The organism is Candidatus Eisenbacteria bacterium, from assembly GCA_020847735.1.
Lineage (GTDB): Bacteria > Eisenbacteria > RBG-16-71-46 > RBG-16-71-46 > RBG-16-71-46 > CAIXRL01.
In genome coordinates, this window is sequence record JADLBL010000023.1 from 69,986 (window position 1) to 92,436 (window position 22,451).

Annotated in this window: 21 protein-coding genes; 10 read left to right on the forward strand and 11 right to left on the reverse strand. The window is 73.6% G+C overall.

Annotation, left to right across the window (positions count from 1 at the left end):
* Positions 1 to 92: 92 nt before the first annotated feature.
* The 3 genes from IT347_12330 to IT347_12340 all read right to left on the reverse strand — a co-directional run bounded on the left by IT347_12330 (position 93) and on the right by IT347_12340 (position 3,733).
* Positions 93 to 1,805 (reverse strand): S8 family serine peptidase, encoded by a 1,713-nt coding sequence (locus tag IT347_12330; GenBank protein ID MCC6350365.1) that lies wholly within the window; start codon positions 1,803 to 1,805, stop codon positions 93 to 95.
* Between the two features lie 116 nt (positions 1,806 to 1,921).
* Positions 1,922 to 3,262: a phenylacetate-CoA oxygenase subunit PaaI gene (locus IT347_12335; GenBank protein ID MCC6350366.1), complete on the reverse strand. Its 1,341-nt coding sequence runs from the start codon at positions 3,260 to 3,262 to the stop codon at positions 1,922 to 1,924.
* Positions 3,263 to 3,283: 21 nt separating this feature from the next.
* Positions 3,284 to 3,733, reverse strand: coding sequence for a GNAT family N-acetyltransferase (locus tag IT347_12340; protein MCC6350367.1), 450 nt, complete (start codon positions 3,731 to 3,733; stop codon positions 3,284 to 3,286).
* Positions 3,734 to 3,983: 250 nt separating this feature from the next.
* On the opposite strand from IT347_12340, the gene IT347_12345 reads away from it, so the two are divergent.
* The gene (locus IT347_12345) at positions 3,984 to 4,721 is read left to right on the forward strand and encodes a GGDEF domain-containing protein (protein ID MCC6350368.1); all 738 of its coding nucleotides are present in this window, start codon (positions 3,984 to 3,986) and stop codon (positions 4,719 to 4,721) included.
* Positions 4,722 to 4,742: 21 nt separating this feature from the next.
* Positions 4,743 to 5,432 (forward strand): hypothetical protein, encoded by a 690-nt coding sequence (locus IT347_12350; GenBank protein MCC6350369.1) that lies wholly within the window; start codon positions 4,743 to 4,745, stop codon positions 5,430 to 5,432.
* A gap of 98 nt (positions 5,433 to 5,530) precedes the next feature.
* On the opposite strand, the gene IT347_12355 is transcribed toward IT347_12350, so the two are convergent.
* From IT347_12355 to IT347_12375, 5 genes are all read right to left on the reverse strand, one after another.
* Complete coding sequence (locus IT347_12355) at positions 5,531 to 6,904, reverse strand: alpha/beta hydrolase (protein ID MCC6350370.1); 1,374 nt, start codon at positions 6,902 to 6,904, stop codon at positions 5,531 to 5,533.
* Between the two features lie 336 nt (positions 6,905 to 7,240).
* Positions 7,241 to 8,062, reverse strand: coding sequence for an aminotransferase class IV (locus IT347_12360; protein ID MCC6350371.1), 822 nt, complete (start codon positions 8,060 to 8,062; stop codon positions 7,241 to 7,243).
* 37 nt (positions 8,063 to 8,099) lie between these two features.
* On the reverse strand, positions 8,100 to 9,524 hold the full coding sequence (pabB, locus tag IT347_12365; GenBank protein ID MCC6350372.1) for an aminodeoxychorismate synthase component I: 1,425 nt from the start codon (positions 9,522 to 9,524) through the stop codon (positions 8,100 to 8,102).
* 112 nt (positions 9,525 to 9,636) lie between these two features.
* Positions 9,637 to 11,019, reverse strand: a complete 1,383-nt coding sequence (locus IT347_12370; protein MCC6350373.1) for an aspartate kinase — start codon at positions 11,017 to 11,019, stop codon at positions 9,637 to 9,639.
* Positions 11,016 to 11,534, reverse strand: a complete 519-nt coding sequence (locus IT347_12375) for a dihydrofolate reductase (GenBank protein ID MCC6350374.1) — start codon at positions 11,532 to 11,534, stop codon at positions 11,016 to 11,018. The genes IT347_12370 and IT347_12375 overlap by 4 nt, the downstream gene beginning before the upstream one ends.
* Positions 11,535 to 11,791: 257 nt before the next feature.
* Here IT347_12375 and IT347_12380 point away from each other — a divergent pair, with 257 nt between their 5' ends.
* The 4 genes from IT347_12380 to IT347_12395 all read left to right on the forward strand — a co-directional run bounded on the left by IT347_12380 (position 11,792) and on the right by IT347_12395 (position 16,026).
* Positions 11,792 to 13,117 carry an amidohydrolase family protein gene (locus tag IT347_12380; GenBank protein ID MCC6350375.1) on the forward strand — a complete coding sequence of 442 codons (1,326 nt, stop codon included), beginning with the start codon at positions 11,792 to 11,794 and terminating at the stop codon, positions 13,115 to 13,117.
* Entirely contained in the window at positions 13,114 to 14,322 is a 1,209-nt protein-coding gene (locus IT347_12385; protein ID MCC6350376.1) for an amidohydrolase family protein, read from the forward strand. Before IT347_12380 ends, IT347_12385 begins: the two co-directional genes overlap by 4 nt.
* 151 nt (positions 14,323 to 14,473) lie before the next feature.
* Positions 14,474 to 15,235, forward strand: a complete 762-nt coding sequence (locus IT347_12390; GenBank protein ID MCC6350377.1) for a hypothetical protein — start codon at positions 14,474 to 14,476, stop codon at positions 15,233 to 15,235.
* A 32-nt stretch (positions 15,236 to 15,267) separates the two neighbouring features.
* Positions 15,268 to 16,026: a hypothetical protein gene (locus IT347_12395; protein MCC6350378.1), complete on the forward strand. Its 759-nt coding sequence runs from the start codon at positions 15,268 to 15,270 to the stop codon at positions 16,024 to 16,026.
* Between the two features lie 13 nt (positions 16,027 to 16,039).
* On the opposite strand, the gene IT347_12400 is transcribed toward IT347_12395, so the two are convergent.
* Positions 16,040 to 16,804 (reverse strand): phospholipase, encoded by a 765-nt coding sequence (locus IT347_12400; GenBank protein ID MCC6350379.1) that lies wholly within the window; start codon positions 16,802 to 16,804, stop codon positions 16,040 to 16,042.
* Positions 16,805 to 17,070: 266 nt separating this feature from the next.
* On the opposite strand from IT347_12400, the gene IT347_12405 reads away from it, so the two are divergent.
* Entirely contained in the window at positions 17,071 to 17,307 is a 237-nt protein-coding gene (locus IT347_12405) for a hypothetical protein (GenBank protein ID MCC6350380.1), read from the forward strand.
* A 352-nt stretch (positions 17,308 to 17,659) separates the two neighbouring features.
* Complete coding sequence (locus tag IT347_12410; GenBank protein MCC6350381.1) at positions 17,660 to 17,941, forward strand: hypothetical protein; 282 nt, start codon at positions 17,660 to 17,662, stop codon at positions 17,939 to 17,941.
* Between the two features lie 135 nt (positions 17,942 to 18,076).
* Here IT347_12410 and IT347_12415 read toward each other — a convergent pair whose 3' ends face one another.
* Positions 18,077 to 19,420 (reverse strand): hypothetical protein, encoded by a 1,344-nt coding sequence (locus tag IT347_12415; protein MCC6350382.1) that lies wholly within the window; start codon positions 19,418 to 19,420, stop codon positions 18,077 to 18,079.
* Complete coding sequence (locus IT347_12420; GenBank protein ID MCC6350383.1) at positions 19,417 to 20,295, reverse strand: hypothetical protein; 879 nt, start codon at positions 20,293 to 20,295, stop codon at positions 19,417 to 19,419. The genes IT347_12415 and IT347_12420 overlap by 4 nt, the downstream gene beginning before the upstream one ends.
* Before the next feature lie 257 nt (positions 20,296 to 20,552).
* Here IT347_12420 and IT347_12425 point away from each other — a divergent pair, with 257 nt between their 5' ends.
* Both IT347_12425 and nth read left to right on the forward strand, forming a co-directional pair.
* Positions 20,553 to 21,386: a hypothetical protein gene (locus IT347_12425; protein ID MCC6350384.1), complete on the forward strand. Its 834-nt coding sequence runs from the start codon at positions 20,553 to 20,555 to the stop codon at positions 21,384 to 21,386.
* 233 nt (positions 21,387 to 21,619) lie between these two features.
* A complete protein-coding gene (gene nth / locus IT347_12430) occupies positions 21,620 to 22,450 on the forward strand; it encodes an endonuclease III (protein ID MCC6350385.1) in 831 nt (276 codons plus the stop codon).
* The last annotated feature ends 1 nt before the right edge of the window (position 22,451 follow it).

Below are 22,451 nucleotides of genomic sequence, written 5' to 3' on the forward strand. Positions count from 1 at the left end.
CGCCGCGCTCGTCGTGCGAAGGTCCGGGAGGCGCGGCAGCGCCCCCCGGGCCCTCCCGACCCTCCGCGCCGCCGGCGCGAACCCGCTCCGGCTCAGCGCACCCGCGCGATGCGCCGCGTGCCGGCGACGCCGGCGGACTCGATGCGGGCGAAGTAGAGCCCCGGCGAGGCCGCCATGCCGCGCTCGTCGCGCGCGTCCCACGTCACCGCGTGCGCGCCCGCGGGCAGCGTCCCGTCGAGCAGCGTGCGCACGAGGCGGCCCTGCGCGTCGAGCACGCGCAGCGTCGCGCGGCCCGCGCGCGGCAGCGTGAACGCGAGCCGCACCGTTCCCGCCGCCGGATTGGGCCACGGCGGCGAGAACGCGAGCGCCGCGGAGGCCGCGGACGCCGCGTCGAGCGGAGCCTGCAGCGCGTGCTCGATGTTGAGGCGTGGGCCGATCGGGTTGTCGTACGTGCGCGCGTCGCCGTTCAGGACGAGCTGGCGCTGGACCTGCCAGGGCCCGAGGGCGGGAAAGCGCGAGCGCACGAGCGCCGCCGCGCCCGCGACGATCGGCGAGGAGAACGACGTGCCGTCGTTGTACATGTAGGGATTGATCGTGTCCCAGTACCAGAGGATCTCGAAGAAGATCTGGCTCACGTCGTCGTAGACGTAGTTGCGGGCGATGCTCGACCACACCGATTCGCCGGGTGCCGCGATGTCCACCCAGTCGCCCCAGTTGGACCAGTCCGCACGGTTGTTCGCGGAGTTGGTCGCCGCCACCGACAGCACGCTGTCGCAGGCGGCCGGAAAACTGCGCGTGTCCACGCCGTCGTTGCCGGCCGACGCCACGCACACGATGCCGGCGTCGAACGCCGCCGTCATGAGCGGCTGGAAGAACGCGAGCGCGGTGGTGTCGGAGGTGCCGAGGCTGAAGTTGAGCACCGAAGCGCCGTTGTCGATCGCGTAACCAACGGCTTCCGTCACCGCCGAGAGGGGAATGTCGCCGGCCGCGTCGGCGACCTTGAGCGGCATCACCGGGCAGCCCCAGGCGACGCCGGCGATGCCGTCGCCGTTGTTGGTGGCCGCCGCGGCCAGCCCCGCGACGAACGTGCCGTGCCAGCCGACGTCCACGCCGGCGACCGGATCGATCATCGGAGTCGGGCTCGGATCGGCGTCGCCGTCGCCGAAATCCCAGCCGGTCACGTCGTCCACGTAGCCGTTGCCGTCGTCATCGAGCCCGTTCGCCGGGATCTCGCCCAGGTTGTGCCAGATCTTGGCCGCGAGGTCGGGATGCGCGACGTCCACGCCGGTGTCCACGATGCCGATGGGCACGTTCGGCGAGCCGGTCTCGAGGTCCCACGCCGGCCGGGCACGCACCGCCGCGACGCTGGTGCCGAGATGCCACTGGGTCGGCAGGTGGGGATCGTTGGGCACGAGGTGAAGCGAAAGGTTCAGGTCGGGCGCCGCGGCGAGCACGCCCGGTTGCGCCCGCAGCGCCGCGGCGGCGGCGCGTGGATCGAAGTCCGCCGCGTCGCTGCGCAGCGAGAAGTACTCGGGACGCCCGGCGCCCGAGCCGCCACGCACGAGCCGGCGGGCGTGCGCGAGGCCGAAGCGCCCGAGCGCCGCGGCGAGCGCCGGCTCGCGGACGCGCAGCGCGCCGCCCGGCGCGTCCTCGAGCGTCGTGCCCGCGCGCAGCGCGACGAGGACGACGCCGTGGCGGGGTGGCCGCGCGTGCGAATGCAGCGGGCTCGAAGGCGGCGCGGCAAGGGCCTGCGCGGCGAGGGAGAGGAGCAGCAGCGCGGGCGCGGCGAAGGGGAGCGGGCGCATGGAACCTCCCTGAGGGTGGAGTGCCTGCGGAGAATGCTAGCCCGCGCCGGGCAGTCCGCATACGCAAATCGCCGGCCCGGACGCGGTCCGGGCCGGCGATCCCCCGGTCGTCGCGCTCAGCGCACGGCGACGGTCGTCTGCTCGCCGCCCGCGTCCTCCATCACCCATCGCACGCCCTTGCTGCACGGGCAGGTTCCGCCCACGCGCTTGAGCTTGGGCATGGACCGCACCGCGTCCTCGACCGACAGCTCGCCCGCGGCCACCTTCGCCAGGGCCTCGGCGTACATGCGCAGGTCGCGGCTCGCGACGTAACCCTCGTTGAGGTTCTTCGCCAGGTAGCGCAGGTATTCGTCGGCGCTCGCGAACGTCTCGCCGTCCATGCCGATCATCTGGAACGCGTGCACGCCCTTGCGCCGGAAGAACCGCTTGTCCGGCACGCGCAGCAGGTCGGACCACGCCACGCCCTGGTGCGTGCCGCGCGAACGCGCGAGTTCGGCCAGCACCTGCTCGCACTTGTCCGGCGTCATGTCGGGGAAGCGCGCGCGCAGGTAGCGCGTGTTGATGTCGTGCACCATCTTCACGACCTCGTCGTGGTAGGCCGACGAGGCCTCGTCGTTCTTCATGTCCTTGAATCCGAACTTCACGTTGGTGTCGCCGCCGCGCTCGTCGCCGAACATCTCGAGGCCGCGCGGGACCCACTTGTTGAGCGCGTGCTGCATCATCGTCATGGTCACGAACACGCTGCCCTGCGCCGCCTTCTGCGCCCAGCGGCGCATCGGGATCACGCCGGCGGCGAGATGGAACGCCTCCTCGCGCAGCATGGGCGGCATGCTGTCGGCCATCGGCTTGTACGCGCAGACCTTCTGCATCGTCAGCTGGTACTTGCCGACCCGGTCAATGCACGCGGCGAACACGACGTTGTCGGTGTACGAGTCGTAGTCGAGGTTGAAGGCGTCGAGGACGTGGCTGCCCGTGGTCATGGACAGGATCTCCTCGACCATCTGCTCGCCGGTCACGCCGCCGGAGACGTGCGACCAGTCCTCGGAAAGCAGCAGGTGCAGCATCTGGTAGCCGTGGCGCAGCTCCTCGGCCATGACGCGCATGGTCCAGAACTTGTCCTCGTCCTCGGGCGCGCGGTCCACGGTGCCGGCGTGCTGCTGGATCGAGCCGAACTCGGTCGAAGCCTGCGCCTTGATGATCGCCAGCAGGTGCTTCGCCTGCTCGGGGGTCATCTCGTCGGGCTTGACGCGCTTCTTCTCGCCCTTGAACTCGCCGACCTGCACCACGTCGGTCGTGCCGATCTCCATCTTGGCGCACAGGCAGAACGCCTCGTCCTTGGGGAAGAACTTGTCCCAGTACCTGAGCAGGACGTCGTAGTCCTTGAAGTTGTGCCGCTGCCAGTGCTCGACCGCGTCGTGGTAACGCTTCGGCAGCTCGAGGTTTTCGACCTTGATCATGGCTGCTCGTTCCTCTTCCTCTCAGATGGCCCGTTCGAGCGCGGTGAGCGGGGACTCGCCGAAGCCGATCGCCTTCAGGAATCCGGCGAGCGAGGCGTCGTTGCGGTCCACCAGGGTGCGGACGCTGCTCGCGCCCTCGGCCTTGAAATGGCGGCACATGGCTTCGAACATCCGGCGGCCGAGATCGCGGCCGCGGTGGTCGGGATCGATGCCGAAGCGCTCGATCCAGCCGCTCGGAGCCTCGAGCCCGAACTCGCCGGCGCGGCAGTCGCCGAGCATGAAGCCGACGACCTTGCCGTCCACCTCGGCCACCTGCGAGGCGCCCGGGTCGCGCCGCACGTAGAACATGACGCGCTGCTCCCACAGTTCGGGCTGGTACCTGCCGGTGATCCGCTCGTCAATGCGGACGATGCCGTTCAGGTCCAGTTCGTCGAGCGGCCGGATGCGCACGGTGGCGGTGGCGTCGGTCATGGCGGGCTCCGGTTCGGGTGGACTCAGCGCGAGCGCGCAAGAGGCTAGCAGGTCGGCGGGGACCATGAAAACGCCGCCCGCGCGGGCTCCCGACGACTTCCGGACGCCCCCAGCCCGGCGCCGGCGAACCTCCGGCCTTTTCACCGCCCGCGACTCTCGCGCATAATCTCGCCGCATTCGTCACGAGCCGGACCTCGAGATTCGCGCGCGTCTTCTCCTGCATGGCCGCCCGCGGCGGAACCGGAGGTTCATGAGCAGGATCGATCCGTCTCCATCGCCGCTCCCCTCGCCGCCGGGAATGGCGCCGCTGCTCGCCGGCGCGCTGGTGCTGGCGATTCTGCCGTGGGCGTCGGCGCTGTTCCGCGACGGCAGCCTGGCCGAGTCGCCGCGCGCGCTGCTCTCGTCCATCGCCGCGTCGCTCATCGCCGTCGCCTTCGCCGCCTGGGTCATCGTGCTGCTGCGCCGCGAGCGGGCGACGGCGCGCCGGCACCTCGCCGACCTCGAGGCGCTCACGCTGACCGACGCGCTCACCGGCCTCGGCAACCGCCGCGCGCTCGAACGCGAGCTGGCCAGGGCCATGCTGCGTTCGCGGCGCATGGACCACCCGCTGTCGCTGCTGTTCCTCGACGTGGACGACCTGAAGACGGTCAACGACCGCTTCGGGCACTCGGGCGGCGACGAAACGCTGCGCGTCGTCGCGAACGTGACGCGGGCCTGCTCGCGCGACGGCACCGACATGGGCTACCGGGTCGGCGGCGACGAGTTCGTGCTGATCGTGCTCACCGACTTCGCCGGCGCCGAGGTGCTGGCCGGGCGCATCCGCCAGGGTTTCACGGCCCGCTCGCCGTACCAGAGCACGCTGAGCGTCGGCGTGATGGAGTGGGACGGCGCGATGTCGGCGGGCGAGCTGCTGAGCGAAGCCGACCAGCTCATGTACCGGAGCAAGCAGGCGCACCGCGCGCCCCCGACCACGCAGCGCCACGCCTGACTTCCCGAAGGAGGAGCGCCTTTGAACGCCCGCCTGGCCCCCGTCGCGGCGGCGCTCGTGTTGCTGTGCGCGGCTTCGCTCGCCCGCGGCGGCGCGCGCTTCGCCTCCGGGCCCGAGCCCTCGCATACCGGCGCGCCGGCCGTCGGCGGGCAGCCCGCCGAGCCCACCTGCGCCGAGTGCCATACGGCGGGCGGCGGCGGCCCGAACCTCGACGCTCCGGGCGGGGCGATCGAGATCCTCGACCTGCCGCGCATGTACGCGCCGGGAATCACCTACCGCCTGCGCGTGCGGCTCGCGAGCGACAGCACGGCGCGCTTTCCCGACCGGCGCTGGGGCTTTCAGCTGACCGCGGTGCGCGCCGCCGACGGCCTTGGCGCGGGCACGTTCGCCGTGCGCGGCGCGCAGGGCCCCGGCGATTCGCTGCAGGTCGTGCCCGGCGACCCGGCGCGCAGCTGGCCGACGCGCCAGTACGTCGAGCACCTGTGGGACGGCATCCAGGCGGGCGCCGACGGGCCGGTCGAGTGGAGCTTCGAGTGGACCGCGCCCGCGGTGGGCGCGGGCACCGTGCTCTTCTACGCCGCCGGCAACGCCGCCAACGGCAGCGAGGAGCCCGGCGGCGACTGGATCTACACCACCGCCGACTCGATGCGCGACACCACCACGGCGGCCGCGCCCCGAAGCTGGGGAGCGATCAAGGCGCTGTGGCGCTGAGTCGCTGACGGCCGGCGGGTCGTCCGCGGGCACGGGACGCGGCGGACGACATCGCGTGTCGCGGGCGGACCCAGGGACGCCGGAGCGCGCAGGCGCGCCTACCCGCCCGCCGCGCGGGTCACCACCTCGAGCCGGCGTTCCGCGGCCCACGGCCAGCGGAACAGCGCGCCCAGGCTCGGACGTTCGTTCGAGGCGTGCCACTCGCGCGCGTGGTTGTCGCCGCGCAACTCGTCGGCGAAGTCGGGGTCCACGGCCTCGGCGGCGACCCACGCCGCCTCGCGCGGCGGCGCCGCGGCGCGCCTCGGGCGCGCCGGCGGATCGGGGTGGTGCCGTTCGAGCTGGCGGGCGAGCCAGCCGATCATGCGCGGCCGCAGGTCGGCGAGCACGTTGAAGCACTCGTGCGCGCCGCGCGGGTAGAACACCAGCTCGCGCTCGCAGCGCGCCGCCTCGAAGATCCGGTACGCCTCCTCGCCGGGCGTGATCATGTCGTGGCCGCCGCCCGCGACCATGAGCGGCCGGTCGAACGTCGGCAGCGTGTCGGCGAGCGTGATGCGCGGAATGTGGCGGTCCATCTCCTCGACCGGCATGTCGTAGAGCGCGGCCAGCTCGCGGCGCATCGCGAACAGCGTGACGTTCCAGTAGACGTCGGCCGAAAACGGCGGGCTCACCGCCGCGACGGCGCGCACGCGCGGGTCGTGCGCCGCCATGCGGATCGCGCAGTAGCCGCCGAGCGAGAGCCCGGCGTAGGCGACCGCCTCGGGGTTCAGGTCGGGATGCGACTCGATGTGGTTCATGATCGCGACGCCGAGCGGCCGGGGCTCGGCGACGTGGCCGAGACGGTGGAACGTCTCGCCCAGTCCGGGCCCGTCGAACGTCACGACGGCGAGCCCGCGCGCGAGGAACGCTTCGCTCCACCAGTGCAGCTCCTCCTTGACGCCGTTGGTGCCGTTGAACATCACCACCACCGGGCGCGGGCCGTCGCCGGGCGGCACGCGCAGGTAGCCGCGCAGCTGGCGCTTGCGGAACGGCACCTCGAAGGGCACCGCGGGCACCTCGAACAGCGGCGCCGCGTGCCCGTAGGCGCGCACGCAGGCGCGATGCAGGCCCTTCTTGCGCTCGGGGTCGAGGAACACGACGTACTGCGCGAAGTTGTAGGCGGCGGAAGCGGCGACGAAGCTGGCCGCGGCCTCGCGCGTGCGCACCAGCGCCAGCGCGTCGCGGCCGGCCTGCTCGTGCCTGCGGCCGAGCGCCTCCCACTCGTCGGCCCACGACTCGAGGCTGGTGACCCTGCCGAGCACGCCGTCGAGGTCGGCGGCCGAGACGCCGTAGGAGAGGAACTGGAGCTTGGCCCAGGTCGGCATCTGGCGGGCGGCGCCGAGGCGCAGGCTCAGGCGCACGAAGCCGGGCCGCAGGAGCTGGCTGCGCAGCACGTGCGGCACCAGTTGCTCGAGTCGTCCGCCGGCGACCTGCATGGGGGTGGGCCTTCCGCTCGCTCGAGGTGGTCCTGACGGGGCCCGGGGTCTCCGGCGACCGCGGCAGGACCTCGCGTCCTTCAAGATGAGCACACCGTGTGCCACGGAGCGCACGAGTTGCGAGCCGGTGAGCGTCCCGGGCGGAGGGCCTGGTTTCGGGCGAAACCGGACGCGGCCGGATCCAGGGCCGCCGCCGCGACAGGTTCGTATCGCCGCGGCTGGGTGCGGCCGCGCAGCACCCGGGGCGAATGCGCCACGCGCCGCGCGCCGGGCATCCGGCATCGCGCCGGCGATCCCGCGGCGCGGGCGGGCCGTGCCGCGGCCCGCCGGGGAGCTTCAGTCCCGGCCGGCCGCCACGCGCTCGCGATACGCGGCGAGGAGCCGCTCGCCCGCCGCCCGGGCCGGCAGCTCGCGGTCGCCGATCCGGGCGAGCGGCAGGATCTCCTGCGCCGAGTTGGTGAGGAACGCTTCGCCGGCGGAGTCCAGATGCGCGGGCGGAAAGGCCGCCTCGCGGTGGCGCAGGCCCCGTTCTCGGCACAGCTCGAGCACGATCGCGCGCGTCACTCCCGGCAGCACCGGCAGCGAGAGCGGCGGCGTCACCACTTCGCCTGCGCTCACGAGGAAGACGTTGCTCGCCGCGCCCTCGAGCACCTGGCCCGCGGGCGAGACGAGGAGCGCCTCGTCCACGCCCGCCGCGCGCGCCTCCTCGCGCGCCAGATCGAAGGCAAGGCGGCTCGTCGTCTTGTAGCGTCCGAGCCGGCCCGGCTCGAACGGCAGGCGCGAGAGCACCGCGCTGCCGGCCCCGGACCGGGTGCCGGCCCACAGGCGGCCGCCGAGCGGCTCGGCGTCCACCCATGCGCCGGCGCGCGTCGGCCGTCCGCCGGCGACCCCGCGCGTCACGGTCACGCGCACGACCGCGTCGGTCAGGCCCTGCGCTTCGAGCAGCGCGTCCAGCCCCCCGCGCAGCTCCGCGGGCGCCGCGGGCACGGGAAAGCCCAGCTCGGCCGCGGCGAGCACGAGCCGCTCCATGTGGCGTCGCCAGGCGAACGGGCGGCCGCCGTAGACGCGCAGCGTCTCGAAGATGCCGCCGCCGTCGCGCGCGCCGCGGTCGAAGACGCTGAGCGTGGCGTCCTCGCCGCGCACGACCCGCCCGTTCACCCACACGGGCCGCCCCGGGAGGCGAACCGCCCGCACCTCAGGCCTCGCCGAGCCGGAACTCGCCGAGAATGGACGAGAACGCGATCCGCAGGCCTTCGGCCTTCTGCAGCGACTCGCGGTACTCGGCCTCGGGGTCGGAATCGGCCGTGATGCCGCCGCCGGCGTGGAAGACGAGGCCGCCCGGCGTCACCGTCGCCGTGCGGATCGCGACGTTCCAGTCGGCGTCGCCCTCCCAGCCGAGGTAGCCGATCGCGCCGGTGTAGGCGTGACGGCGCACGGGCTCGAGCGTCTCGATGATCTCCATCGCGCGAATCTTGGGCGCGCCGGTGATCGAGCCCCCGGGGAAGCAGGCGTGCAGCAGGTCGAACGCGTCCAGTCCCTCGCGAAGCCGTCCGGTCACCGTCGAGGTCAGGTGCAGCACCTGCGGGAAACGCTCGAGCTCGCACACGGCCGCCGCCTGCACCGTGCCGACCTCGCAGGCGCGCCCGAGATCGTTGCGCAGCACGTCCACGATCATCACGTTCTCGGCGCGGTCCTTTTCGCTCGCCAGCAGCTCCGCCGACAGGCGCGTGTCCTCCTCCGGCGTGCGGCCGCGGGGCCGGGTGCCCTTGATGGGCCGTGCCTCGACGTGTTCGCCGCGCAGGCGCAGGAACCGCTCGGGGCTCGCCGACAGCAGCGCGTGATCGTCGAGGTGCAGGTAGGCGGCGTACGGCGCGGCCGAATGCTGCGCGAGCGCTTCGTAAAGCGCGGGCGCCATCGCGAGCGCCGCCGGCTGGGTGAGCTTCCAGCGCTGCGCGAGATTCGCCTGGAAGATGTCGCCGCGGCGGATGGACTCGCGCACGCTCTCGACCGCGCGCCGCCAGCCGGCGGCGTCGAACGTGCCGCTGACGATGGGCCGGCGCTCGCCCGGTTCGAGCACGTGCGCCGCCCGACCGGGGCCCTGCAGGCGCTGGCGGAACTGCGCCAGCCGTTCGCGGGCGCGCGTCACCGCGTCGGCGCCCTCGAGCGGCAGGCCGCTCGAGAACAGCCACGTCTGCTGCGTGTCGTGGTCGTAGGCGCCGACCACGTCGTAGAGCGCGAACACGAAGTCGGGCAGGCCGAGGTCGTCGGCCGCGAGGACGGGCAGCGTCTCGAACCGCCGGCCGTAGTCGTACGCCCAGTAGCCGACCGCCCCGCCGGTGAACGGCGCTCCCGTCACCCGCGGCAGATCGCCGTGCGGCGCGTGCCGGGCGAAGCGGCGAAACGCGCCGATGGCCTCCAGGTGGTCGCCGCCGCGGAAGGCCGCGAACGGATCGGCGCCGAACACCGACCAGCGCGCCCGTCGCTCGCCCTGCGCCGCGTCGTCGGGCAGCGCCGAATGAAGGAGAAACGGGTACGGCAGACCCGCCAGCGCACGCAGGGGCGCCAGTGGCCGCGACTGTTCGAGGGCGTGGACGAGCGGCAGCTCGGGCCGGGCGAGCATGCGCGCCAAGGTAGGTGCGGCGCGCGGGCAGGTCAACGGCCCCGCGCGGCGGTGCCCGGTTCGCGACGCGCGCCGGCGACGCCGGCGCGGCCGGGCGCCGCGGCGACGGTGCTCAGTTCGCGGCGCGCGCCGGCGCGGGAGCTTCGGCGTCGAGGCCGAGCCCGCGGTGCAGCAGCCGCACCGCGCGGTCCGAGTCCGCCTCGCGCACGACGAACGACAGGTTCACGCGCGAGGCGCCCTGCGAAATCATCTCGACGCCGATGCCGACGCCGCCGAGCAGCGTGAAGACGTGGCCCGCGAGCCCGATGCGCTCCGGCGCGCCCTCGCCGACGACCGCGACGATCGCCAGGCCGCCGCGCACCTCGACCCGGCCGATGCCCTCGAGCTCGGCGAGCGCCTCGTCGAGCCGCGCGACGTCGTCGAGCGTGACCGAGATCGAGACCTCGGAGGTCGTCACCAGGTCCACCACCAGGTGGTGGCGCCCGAACACCTCGAAGACGCGCGCCAGAAAGCCGTGCGCGGCGAGCATGCGCGTCGAGACGATGGTCACCGCGGTGACGCCGCTGCGGCTGGCGATGCTCTTCACCCGCCACGGCGCGTCGGCGGGCCCGGCGGCCGCGGTGATGACCGATCCGGGGTCGTCGGGCCGCGCGGTGTTGAGGATGCGCACGGGGATGCCGCGCTCCATGGCCGGCTGCAGCGTCTTCGGGTGCAGCACCTTCGCGCCGAAGTAGGCGAGCTCGCTCGCCTCGGCGAACGACAGGCGCGGCACCGGCCGCGCCTCGGGCACGACGCGCGGGTCGGCCGAGAGCAGGCCGCTCGTGTCCGTCCAGATCTGGATCTCGTCGGCGCCGACCGCGGCCCCGACGATCGCGGCGCTGAAATCCGAGCCGCCGCGCCCGAGCGTGGTCGTGCGCCCGTCGAGCGTGACGCCGAGAAAGCCGGTCACCACCGCCACCTCGCGCAGCGGCCCGAGCGCCGACGCCAGGCGCGCGGCCGATTCGGGCAGCGGGTGAGCGGCGCCGAAGCGTTCGTCGGTGACGAGCCCGGCGTCGCCCGCGACGATCGCCCGCGCCGCCACCCCGCGCGCCGCGAGCCCGGCCGCGAACAGCGCCGCGGCGCAGCGCTCGCCGAACGCCAGCACGCCGTCGCGCGCCGCGCCGTGCACGGCCGCTTCGCCCGCGAGCGCGGCCGCCGCCTCGCGCCACCGCGACAGCAGCGATTCGAGCGGCCCCGGGCCGAGGCCGGTCGCCGCCGCGAATTCCTCGTGCCGCGAGACGAAGCGCGCCGCCAGCGCCACACGGCGCGAGGGCAGCGCGCACCACTCGACGAGCAGGTTCGTCACGCCGGTGAGCGCGCTGACCACCACGATCGGCGGGCGTTCGTCGCGCACGGCGCGGTCCGCCGCCAGCGCGACCGCGTGCGCGAAGTTGGCGGCGACGCCGACCGAGGTGCCGCCGAACTTCATCACCACCCGCCGCATCGCGCCGCTCACGTCTGCACCACGTAGGTGCTGGAGACGAGGCCCGACGGGTACGAGTTCACCTGCGCGAGGCGCAGCCGGTGGCGCGGCGAGCCCGGCGGGAACAGGGGAATGCCGCCGCCCAGCACGATGGGGTGCACGGCGATCGTCATTTCGTCCACCAGGCGGGCGTTCAGGAAGTCGCGGATCAACTCGCCGCCGCCGGCCACCCACACGTCCCTGCCGGGACCGGCCTCGATCCCGCGCAACCAGTCCTCGGGCGGCTTCGAGGTGAAGTTCACGCTCGCGTCGTGCGGCATGCGCTCGCGGCGCGTGAACACCCAGGTGGCCTGTCCGGCGTACGGCCACTCGCCGAGGCCGCGGACCACTTCGTACGTGCGGCGGCCCATGGCGATCGTGTCCACCCCGGCGATGAAGGCGTCGTAGCCGTAGTCGGCGTCGCTGAACAGCCAGTCGAGGGCGTCGTTCGGGCCGGCGATGTAGCCGTCGAGGCTCGTGGCGATGAAGAGGCGGACCCTGCGGCTCATGAAGGGCGTCTCCGTGGCGAGCGCGCATGATGGACCATGCCCGGGCGGGCGTCACGTTGCGGACGCTGCGGATCGCGCGTGCGGCGCTGGCTGCGAGCCCTGACGCGCGTCCGCGCACGACGGAGTGCTTGACCCGTCCGGCGGCCGGTGCCACCGTGCGCGCTCGAACGCCGGCACGGACGCCGTCGCGCGGAGCTTGATCGCATGGAGGCGGAATCCTGAGTTCCCTTCTCGTCGAAGGCGGAACGCTGGTGTGCATGGATGCCGCCGGCACGACCGGACCCGGCGACCTGCTGGTCGTGGACGACCGCATCGCCGCGCTCGGCCCCGGAGTGCCCGCCGCGCTGGCGAAGCTGCCGGGCGGCCGTGCCGACCGCACGTTCGACGCCAGCGATACGCTCGTCACGCCCGGCTTCGTGCACGCGCACCTGCACCTGTGCCAGACGCTGTTCCGCGGGCGCGCCGAGCAGAGCGACCTGCTGCGCTGGCTGCGCGAGCGCATCTGGCCGCTCGAGTGGCAGCACACCGAGGTCTCGCTCGCGGCCTCGGTGCGGCTCGCGCTGCTCGAGATGCTCTCGGGCGGGGTGACCTGCTTCAACGACATGGGCACCACGCGCCACACCGACGTGATCGGCCAGGTGCTCGCCGACACCGGCGTGCGCGCGACGTTCGGCCAGGCGCTGATGGACGTCGGCGAAGGCGTGCCGGCGGGCATGGCGGAGCCGGCCGGCGTCGTGCTCGAGCGCGCGCTCGCGGTGGCGGACCGCTGGCACGGGCACGCGAACGGACGCCTGCGCGTCTCGCTCGCGCCGCGCTTCATCCTGTCGTGCAGCGAATCGCTGTGGGCCGACGTGCGCGACGCCTCGCGCGAGCGCGGCCTGCTCGTCCACACGCACATCGCCGAGGCCCCGAGCGAAGGCGCCGCGGTCAAGGCGGCGGTCGGCTGCCATGCCGCGCACTACTTCGCGAAGCACGACCTGCTCTCGGAGCGCTTCCTCGGCGCGCACGGCGTGTGGCTGGACGACGCCGAGCTGGACCTGGTCGCGCGCGCCGACGCCGCGCTCGTTCACTGTCCGGGCTCGAACCTCAAGCTCGGCTCCGGTCTCGCCGACGTCGGCGCGTGGCGCGCGAAGGGCATCCGCTGCGGGCTCGGCTCCGACGGGGCGGCGTGCAACAACCGGCTCGACACGTTCGCCGAGATGGGCCTGGCGGGCGGCATCGCGCGCGTCAAGCGCCGCGACGCGCCGCTCGGCGCGCGGGACGTGCTCGCGCTCGCGACGATCGAGGGCGCGCGCGCGCTCGGCATCGCCGACGAGACGGGCTCGCTCGAGGTGGGCAAGCAGGCCGACCTCGCGGTCACAGACGTCGAAGGACCCTATTCGGCGCCGTTCGCGGCCGAGGACCCGTACACGGCGCTCGTCTACGGCGCCTGCCAGCGCGACGTGCTCCTCACGGTCGTCGCCGGACGCGTGCTCTACGAGCGCGAGACGTGGTCCACGCTCGATCCCAACCGCGTGAACGCCGAGGCGAAGTCGGAGGCGCGAGCCCTGCTTCGGCGCGCCGAGGCGGCGGGCATGAAGTGATCGTCGGCCCCTGCACGATCGTGACCGGCGGACCCGAGCCGCTGGTCTACGAGAACGGCGCGGTGCGCGTCGTCGGAGCGCACATCGCGGCCGTCTCGACCCTCGGCGATCTCGCGCACGCCTATCCCGACGAGATGCTGTGGCCGGCGCGCGGCCGCGTGCTGATGCCCGGGTTCGTCAACACGCACGCCCACCTGGCTCGCCATCTCGCGCGCGGCCTCGGCCTGCGCTCGCCCAAGGAGTGGGGGCGCTACGACCGCGCGCTGTCGGCCGAGGACGTCGCCTGGGGCGTTCAGGCCGCGCTCGTCGAGGGCGTGCGGCACGGCGTCACGACGGTCGTGGACTTCCACCGCTCGGGCGCCTGCCTCGATCTGTCGCTCACCGAGGTGGTGGGCGCGGCCGAGCGCGTGGGCGTGCGCGTCGCGACCTGCTACGGCGCCGCCGAGGACGACACGCCGCTCGAGCGCCGCGCCGCCATTGACGAGTGCGTCGGTTTCGCGCGCGACCTGGCGCGCACGCGCCGCGGCCGGCTGCGCGGCATGCTCGGCGTGCAGGCGACGAGCCTGCACGGCATCGAGACGCTGCTCGCCGAGGCGCTCGAGAGCGCCGGCGACTTCTCGGTGCACGTGGACCTGGCGCTCGACCTGACGCCCGCCGAACGCTGGAAGCGGCGCGACGCGCTGCCCGCGACGACGCTGCCGGCGCTGTGGGCGCACGCCGAGCGTGCGCCGCGCGACCTGGTCGGCGCGGTGCGCGAGCGTGGCGACTCGCTGTGCGCGACCGGCAGCGGGGCGGCTTCGCTGCTGGTGCGCGAAACGGAGGTCGCCTGGGGCAGCGACGACGGCGCCAACGCGCCGCCCGTGCCCGACGGCGCGTTCGCGCAGGGCATGGCCGAGGCGCACTACCGGCGGTTGTTCGTGGCCGGCGCGCGCTGGGCGACCGACCACTTCGGCGAGGAGCTGGGCCGCATCCGCCCCGGCGCGCCCGCCGATTTCATCCTCGTGGACTACAGCCCCGCCACCGAGTTCTCGACCCGCACGCTGCACGCGCACCTGTGGTCCGGCCTGCTGCGCGCGCCGGTCTCGGGCGTGGTCGTCGCCGGCAACGTGGTGATGGACAACGGCATGCTCGTCACCGCCGACGAGGCCGAGATCGCCATCCGCGCCCGCGAGTGCGCCGGCCGCGTGTGGGAGCGGGTGGGGTAGGGGGCCGGACCGACTTTCCCGTTGATGGCCTTCGCGGGCCGATCTTACGATTGTGTGCGTCCCCCGGCTCCCGCCGCGATCAACGGCTCCTTCGCATGCCGCGGCTTGTAGACTCGTATTCCGTGACCGCAGCATCGGGAACGAGGTCCGAATGCGTGCGCTGCCGCTCCTGATCCTGATGTTCGTCGCGACCGACGCGCTCGCCCAGTACGGTTCCGGACTCAACCTGTTCTGGAATCGCTGCCACGCCGGCGGCGGGACGGCATCCGCATCCTTCGCGTGCGACAGCTCCACGGGTCCGTCGCTCGACCTGATCGCGTCCATCGTGATTCCGGCGGATATACCCGAGTTCGCGGGCGCAATGGTGACGATGGACATCTGGGTTTCGGGCGCCGCGTTGCCCCCCTGGTGGCAGACGAACGCGGGCCAGTGCCGCGACGGCGCCATCTCCGCACGGTTCGACGCCGCGGCGCTCCAGGAAACCGGATGTCCGAGCATCTGGATGAACTCGACGGTGCAGACCGTTTTCCAGGCGATACAGGGCCTGCGCGGTCCGTACACGCTGCGCCTGGCCGCCGCAGCAGCGGTTCCCGAGGGCGAAGAGATTGCGCTGGTTGCCGACGGCACCGAGTGGACGGTCGCGCGCATCTCGATCTCCCGCGCGAAATCGGCCGGTGCGGACGCCTGTGCCGGATGCCGCACTCCAGCCTGCCTGCAGTTCGAAGGGTGCGTGCTGTGGCGACGTGCGGGGGACGACTACTTCAGAGTCACCAATGGCACCACCTATCAGAGCCAGTTTGCCTTCCTGAACGCGCCCGCCCCGGAGGTCTCGAGCGAGAACGTGTGGTGGCCCTGCGGCATCGTTCCCGCCGTCAACCGCACGTGGGGCGCGATCAAGACGCTCTATCGGTGACGGCCGCCCCGCCTTCCGCGGGAGGATTCGCGATGCGAAGACTGCTTCTCCTTTCCCTGGCCCTTCTCGGTGCCGGCGCGCCGCGCGCGTTCGCGCAGAGCGGATTGAGACTGCTCTGGGATCAATGCCTTGCGGACGGCGGCGTCACGCAGACGTTGTTCGACTGCACCAAGAACGCGGGAGCGGCGGCCCTGAATGCCTCGGTGATCATTCCCGCGGACATGCCGCAGTTCGCGGCGGCCCGGGTGATCATCGACGTCCATGTCGCGGACGGGACGATTCCGCCCTGGTGGCAGGTGGCCGCAGGACAGTGCCGGGAGAACAGGCTCACGGCCTCGTACGACCCGACGGGGTTCCCGTGGAGCGAGCACTGCCCGGCGATCTGGGGCGAGGTCGCACCGCTCCAGATCCAGACGATCCAGCCGGAGATCTCCGGCCCGGGGATGTTCCGCGCGATCTCCGCCGCCGCCCTGCCGGCCGGGTCGGAGCGTTCGCTGGTGGCGGACGGCACGGAGTTGACCGTCTGCCGCGTCGTGGTGCTTCACGCCAAGACCGTGGGCCAGGGTGCGTGCGACGGGTGCCGCGTCGGAGCGTGTTTCTGGCTGAAGGAGATCTACCTCGAGCAGCTGGCGGGCCTCCCCAGTCAGCGGATCACCGATGCGCGCCGGAACGCCATCGTCGGGCACAATGCCGTCTGGGACTACTCCATCGAATTCCAGTCATCCGGGTTGACCTGCACCACCCCGGCCCTGAACCGCACGTGGGGCGCGATCAAGACGCTCTACCGATGAGCGCCGGCGCGGCTCACCTCGCGCGCAGCTGCTCCGCGATCCACTTCGGCAGCTCCTCCTCGGCGAACGCGGAGTCCCAGCTGTCGTGGCCGGCGTCGGGGTAGAAGGTGGCGCGCAGGTTCGTCGTGTCGAGTCCGCCGCTGCGCTTCAGCTCGCGCATCCAGCGGACGATCTCCTGCGTCTCGCGCGGCAGCACGACGTCGTCCTTGAGCCCCTGGAAGCACCACGCGGGCACGTTGCGCACGCGCGTCGCGATGGTCTGCGCCCGCCCGTAGCCGCACACGGGCACGAGGCAGCGCCAGCGGTCGGGGTGGCGCGCGCCGATCATCCACGCGCCGTTGCCGCCCTGGGAGATTCCCGCGAGCGCGACACGCCGCTCGTCCACGCCGTAGCGACGGTGGGCGTCGGCGAGCGTCGCGAAGACGAGGTCCTCGTGCTCCCACCATTCCTCGTCGGCCGTCGGCTTCTGCGGGAACACGACGACGAACGGCCAGCGTTCCGGGTGCGCCTGCAACGCGGGGCCGAGTCCGACGCGCGTCGGCTTTCCGCCGTCGTCGCCGCACTCGCCCGAGCCGTGCAGGAAGACGATTCCCGGCCAGCCGCCGGCGCGCCGCGACCAGCCGGGCGGCAGCCAGACCGCGTAGCGATGCGCCCTGCCCGCGACCCGCACCGTGGAGTGTTCGAAGCGTCCGGCGTCCGCCGAGGGCGCGCCGCCGCCCTCGAGGAGGAGCGCGAGGGCCAGCAGCGGAAGCGCCGCGAAGAGCGTGAGCGAACTCATGCCGCGCACCTTCGCTCGCGCGCGCCGAGGCCGCAACCCGCGGGTCGCTCGAGCGAGGCGAAGCCATGGCGAGCGCCCGGGCGAACGCGCCGCCGCCGGGCCGCCGGGCAGGAGAGACCCCCGGCTGGCGGTTCATGAAGCGTCCGGGCTAGCGTGGCGCCCATGATCGCCACCCACGAGCCTCGCGCGATGCGGAAGTCCGGCTGCGCGGCGGTGCGCCGCTCGCGTCACGAAGGTGAGCCGAAGCCCGGGCGGGGGCGCGTGGAATGAAACAGCGCGAGCGTTCACCCTGGCACCGCGACGACCTGCCCGCGTGGGCGTGGGGGGTGCTGATCGTCGTACGCGCGGGCCAGCTCGCGGCGGCGCTGCTGCCGCTCGCGCTGATCGTGCTGCTGTGGTGGACCTGGACGCACCGGCGCGAGCCGGCGGTGCAGCGCGCGCTGCGCGAGGCGACGAAGCAGGTCGGCGCGGTCGTGGACTCGGCGCGCAGCCTCGTGCGCTGAAGCCGCGCCGCGCGCCGCGGCGGCCCGCCCCCCGGCTGCGGCGGCTGCGCCTGCGCGCGAGGACCCATCTGCCCCGATCCGGCCACGCGGGCCGAACGCGGGTGAACGCCCCGGTTCACCCCGGCGCGGCCGGGGCCGCCCGGAGCCCGCGCAGCCCCGTGGAATTCATGGGTCCTGCGCGATCGGCCGCCCGCGGCACAGGGCCTGCAACAGGGGTGCTGCGAAGCGGGCGAGGCCCGCGACCGAGTCAGGCAGCTCCCCCGGGCCGTGAGGCCCACCGACGCGAGGCGAGGCCTCGAGGAGACGGCACATGAAGACGCTCCAGATTCTCACGCTGGCCATCGCGGCCACCCTGTTCACCGCCACGATCGCTTCCGCCGGCACGGCGACCCCGCGCGTGGACCGCCGCGAGGCGCGACAGACGGCCCGCATCCACCAGGGCGTCCGCAGCGGCGAGCTGACCCGCGGCGAGGCGCGCTCGCTGCGCGCCGGGCAGCGTCACGTGCATCGCATCGAGCGGCGCGCGAAGGCGGACGGCAACGTCAGCGCCCGCGAGCGCGCGCACCTGAACCGCGCGCAGAACCGCCAGAGCCGGCACATCCATCGCCTCAAGCACAACGGCCGGACGCGCTGAAGTTTCCTAGCGTCTCCGCCGCCCCGGTGCCAGGGCAAGGGGAACGGGCGGCGTGACGAGCCCCGGGGGAGCGATCCCCCGGGGCCTCTTGTCGCCCGCGTCGCGATCCGGCGGCGTGCGCGCCGGCCGCGACGCTCAGCGTCCGCTCAGCAGGTGAAGCGTGCGCTTCCAGCTCACGTACAGCGTCGCGTCGCGATCGCCGGGTCCGAGCGGCCACGCGTAGTCCACGCGCAGCCAGGTCTCGGGATCGGGCAGGCCGGGGCGGTACATCAGGGACAGTCCGGCCTCGGGCATCCACTCCCCGGCGCGGGGCCAGTTGCGCGCCACGATGCGCGGCGCGCCGGATGCCGGATCGAATCCCCAGCGCGCGGCGGTGGTGGCGAAGACGCCCGCCTGCAGCGGAAACGCGGGGTTCCGGCGCAGGCCCAGCAGCGTCGGCACGTCGTCCTGAAGCAGCAGGTCCACGCGGGCGATCGCCCGCCCGGTGCCGGCGAGCGACTGCGAGGGCACCGTGAGCAGCGAGTACGAGCCGCCCACGTAGAGCGCGTCCTGCGCGAGCGGGGCGCCGCGCAGGCGCGCGTACTCGAGCTGCGGCGCGAGCGCGAGGTGGGCGCCGAGCGGAATGCCGCCGCCGAACGCGGCGCGGTAGCGGTGGTAGGCGAGATCGCCGCCGAGCGCGCCGCCGGCGTTCCACAGGGTCGCTTCGGCGGCGAACGGCGCCCACGGCAGCCGCGCGCCCGCCGAGACGCTCAGTTCGCTCGCGCGCCCGAAGACCGCCGGCGCGTTGGCTTCGACCTCGAGCCCCGCGCCCGTGAGCGTCCAGCCGGCCGTGGTCGAAAGCGGCGACTCGAGCTCCCAGCGGTAGGCGAGCGCGCTCCAGCCGGCGGCGCCGCGGTGCGCGAGCTCGGCGCGCACGCCGTCGCGCCGCAGGTAGCTGTGCCGGTCGCTGCCCCAGACCAGCGCGTTGAGCGTCGCGAAGCCGGAACTGTAGCGGTCGCGGTTGAGCGCCTCGAAGCGCCGGCCGCCGCTCACGCTCAGCGTCACGCTCGCGTCCTGACGCGGCCGCGCCCGCCCGAGCAGCAGCTCGCCGCCGCCGTACCACTGGTTCGGGCCGTTCGCCCACTGGAGCTGGCCGGCCAGCCGGTTCGGCGCTCGCCCGAGCCCGAGCGCCGCCGAGCCGCCATAGACCGCGCCGAGCGCGCGGTTGAAGCTGAACGCGGGCGCGAGCGACAGGCGCAGCGCGCCGCGCGGCGCCATGCCCGGCGGCCGCGCGAGGCCCGCGGCGAGCGCCGAGTCGAGTCCCGCCGTGTCGGCGGGCTGCGCCGAGAGGCCGAAGTAGGCGTCGGTCGAATCCGACAGGGCGCGAAAGTACGAGTGCATCGTGCTGTCGGCGGGCGATTCGCCGGCGCGCGCCGGCGACGCGGCCGCGCACGCGAGCGCGGCGCACGCGAGCGCGGCCCACGCGGGGCGCGCGTTCACCGCCCGCGTCCTCGCGCCGCGCCGCCCGCGGCCGGGGCGCGGAACAGGGAATCCGGCAGGCCGGTGTTGATCGTGTAGTCGCTGAACTGGATCGCCAGATCGAAGCTGCTGCCGAACTGCGGCAGCGGAACCGTGGTGCGCACGCGCGCGAGCACTCGTGAGAGCACCCAGAAGCCGTCCACCTGCCGGCGCTCGACGACCATGCGGTCGAGCCCGCGCAGCAGCAGCGGCACGGGCGAATGCCGGAAGGAGATTTCCTGGCGCACGATGACGTAGTCCCGGGTGTCCACCCAGACCTCGCCGCTCGGCTCGGTGACATCGAGCGGCGAGCGCGGCTCGAAGGCGAGCCGGTAGATCACGTGGTCGCCGAGAATCTCCCGCCCCGCGATCCGGTAGTTGAAGTTGCGCCGCGCGCCCGGTTGGAACGCGAAGTCCACGATGGTCTCGTCCATGCCGGCCTCGACGCGCACCCCGGCCTTCACGCCGCGCTCGTTCGGCCGCTTCGCGCGCCAGTGGCGGAGCGGAATCGCGCGAGAGTCGGAGGGCCGCCTCTGGTAGACGCGGGCGACCGTCTCCTCGACGAGTTGCGGGGTCCTGCCGTCGGCCGCATGGCCGACGGTGCGGACCGTGATCCGATAGCTCCGGTCGCGCAGCAGCGAGTCGCGACGCGCCTCGCCGGCCGCGACGCGGTCGAGGATCTCGGCGAGCGTCACGCGCCGGGCGTTGACGAGCACCGGCGGGACTTCGGTCCGCATCGTGTCCTCGACCGCGAGCACCGCCCCGGGCGCGGGCGGTGTCGCCGCCGCGCCCGCGGGCACGGCGAGTCCCGCGGACAGCGCCGCGGCGGTCAGAAACGTCGCGAGGGGTGTTCGCATGTCGTGGGCGCGATCTCGCTCGGCCGAAGTCCGATGCGCGCCGGCACGCTAACGGGCGTGCGGCGGGGTCGCAACACCGGCGCGATTTGGCAACGGGCTGACCGCGTCGCCGGTCCACGCAGGGTCCAACTGGGATAGCTTTACGCGCGTACGCGCAGGATCTTGAAGCTCGGCTCCGATACCGGCACGGCGCGTGCCAAGGAAAGGCACGGAAGCAACTGCCCGGCACCACCTCGTCGCCGGAAGGGAGGACACCCATGAAGTCGCGCATCACCCGTTTCGCCGTGCTCGGCGCGGCGATGCTCACGTTGACCGCGCCGGCCGCCTTCGCCGCCGCGGCATCCTCGCAGGATCCGTCCGCGTTCACGCTGCCCGCCGAAACGCTCGCGCTCGCCGCGACGCCGGTCGCCTCCGGCCTCGCGCCCGAAGTGGCCGCGATTCATGTGCCCGGCGTGCCCGAAGTGTCGGTCGCGGGCGTCGCCTATCGCCCGCGCCGCTCCGGCTACGGCCGGCACGTGGACTCCTACGGCGTCAGCCAGATCCATCTCGGCTTCTTCGACCCCGACGGCGATCCGCCGCGCAGCTTCCTCGCCGGCATTCGCGGCGGCCCGATGCTCGATCCGCACGTCCAGGTCGGTGTCGGCGTGGACTGGGCGCACAGCGGCGACCGCACGGCCTCGGTGCGTTCGACCGAGATCGGACCCGGCGGCACGCCGATCACGGTGCAGCGCGAGATCGCGCGCTCCTCGACCGACTTCTTCCCGATCATGGCGTTCATGCAGCTGTCGGCCGACGACGACCTGAGCCTGGTGCCGTACTTCGGCATCGCCGGCGGCTACCAGGTGTTGAACTTGTCCGCCGACGACTACCAGTCGGGCCAGAGCTTCGACGCAACGTACGGCGGCTGGGGCTGGCAGGCGTGGGGTGGCGCGGCGATGCCGCTGTCGGGCCGCACGCGTGTCACGGGCGAGGTGTTCTTCAACGGCGGCGAAATGGGTCGCGACGTGGACGACCCGCTGTTCGGCGGCTACCGCGAGACGGTCAAGGCCGATGGCTTCGGCGCCCGCTTCGGGCTCGCGTGGGGGTTCTGAGGACCGGGTCGGTTCCTTCACGCGCTGTACACGATCGCCCCGCGGCCCGGAAACCGCGGGGCGTCGTGCGTCCGGGGCCATCGTCGTGGCGGCCCGGACCGCGGGCCCGCGCGGCGACAAGCGGTGGCGCACGCGACGCGCCGTTGCGCCCGCCCGGGCCGCGGCCTACGCTGCCCCGCGCCATGCCCCGCAAGTCCCCCCGATCGCGCCGCACCGCCGGCGCACGGCCCAGCATGCCGTCCTCGCCACGCGTGCGGTCGGCGCCGGGCAAGTCGCGCACGCGCGCCGCGCGCGCCGCCCACCTTCTGAAGGGCGCGCGGCCGTCGGCCGCGGCCGCGCGGAAGAAGAAGGCCGCCCCGCGCAAGTCCGCCAAGCCGCGCCGCCCGGTCGCGACCCAGCCGGGGAAGTCGCGGTTCTTCACGCCCGACCCGGTGCGAGTGGCGGCGGTGATCGAGCAGCTCCGCGAACTGTACCCCGACGCCCGCTGCGCGCTGAACCACGCCTCGGCGCTCGAGCTGCTGGTCGCGACGATCCTGTCGGCGCAGTGCACCGACGAGCGCGTGAACCGGGTGACGCCGGCGCTGTTCGCGAAGTACCCCGACGCGGCGGCGTTCGCGAGCGCGAACCCGAAGGAGCTCGAGGAGGCCATTCACTCGACGGGCTTCTTCCGGCAGAAGGGGCGCTCCATCCGCGAGGCGTGCGCCGACATCGTGACGCGGCACGGCGGCGAGGTGCCGCGCACGCTCGAAGCGCTGGTCGCGCTGCGAGGTGTCGGCCGCAAGACGGCGAACGTCGTGCTCGGAAACGCCTACGGCATCGCCTCGGGCATCGTCGTGGACACGCACGTCGCGCGGCTCGCGAACCGGCTCGGATTCACGAACGAGTCGGACCCGGTGAAGATCGAGTTCGCGCTCCAGCCGCTGGTGCCGCGGGATCTGTGGACGCTCTTTTCCCACTGGCTGATCCTGCACGGCCGCGCGGTCTGCATCGCGCGCAAGCCGCGCTGCTCCGTGTGCCCGCTGGCGCCGCACTGCCCGCGCATCGGCGTGACGCTCTCGCAGTAGG

Excerpts from the sequence above, each read along its gene's own strand:
- IT347_12330 (MCC6350365.1), bottom strand. The coding sequence starts at position 1,805 with ATGCGCCCGCTCCCCTTCGCCGCGCCCGCGCTGCTGCTCCTCTCCCTC.
- IT347_12335 (MCC6350366.1), bottom strand. The coding sequence starts at position 3,262 with ATGATCAAGGTCGAAAACCTCGAGCTGCCGAAGCGTTACCACGACGCG.
- IT347_12340 (MCC6350367.1), bottom strand. The coding sequence starts at position 3,733 with ATGACCGACGCCACCGCCACCGTGCGCATCCGGCCGCTCGACGAACTG.
- IT347_12345 (MCC6350368.1), top strand. The coding sequence starts at position 3,984 with ATGAGCAGGATCGATCCGTCTCCATCGCCGCTCCCCTCGCCGCCGGGA.
- IT347_12355 (MCC6350370.1), bottom strand. The coding sequence starts at position 6,904 with ATGCAGGTCGCCGGCGGACGACTCGAGCAACTGGTGCCGCACGTGCTG.
- pabB (MCC6350372.1), bottom strand. The coding sequence starts at position 9,524 with ATGCTCGCCCGGCCCGAGCTGCCGCTCGTCCACGCCCTCGAACAGTCG.
- IT347_12375 (MCC6350374.1), bottom strand. The coding sequence starts at position 11,534 with ATGAGCCGCAGGGTCCGCCTCTTCATCGCCACGAGCCTCGACGGCTAC.
- IT347_12380 (MCC6350375.1), top strand. The coding sequence starts at position 11,792 with ATGGATGCCGCCGGCACGACCGGACCCGGCGACCTGCTGGTCGTGGAC.
- IT347_12390 (MCC6350377.1), top strand. The coding sequence starts at position 14,474 with ATGCGTGCGCTGCCGCTCCTGATCCTGATGTTCGTCGCGACCGACGCG.
- IT347_12395 (MCC6350378.1), top strand. The coding sequence starts at position 15,268 with ATGCGAAGACTGCTTCTCCTTTCCCTGGCCCTTCTCGGTGCCGGCGCG.
- IT347_12400 (MCC6350379.1), bottom strand. The coding sequence starts at position 16,804 with ATGAGTTCGCTCACGCTCTTCGCGGCGCTTCCGCTGCTGGCCCTCGCG.
- IT347_12405 (MCC6350380.1), top strand. The coding sequence starts at position 17,071 with ATGAAACAGCGCGAGCGTTCACCCTGGCACCGCGACGACCTGCCCGCG.
- IT347_12420 (MCC6350383.1), bottom strand. The coding sequence starts at position 20,295 with ATGCGAACACCCCTCGCGACGTTTCTGACCGCCGCGGCGCTGTCCGCG.
- IT347_12425 (MCC6350384.1), top strand. The coding sequence starts at position 20,553 with ATGAAGTCGCGCATCACCCGTTTCGCCGTGCTCGGCGCGGCGATGCTC.
- nth (MCC6350385.1), top strand. The coding sequence starts at position 21,620 with ATGCCGTCCTCGCCACGCGTGCGGTCGGCGCCGGGCAAGTCGCGCACG.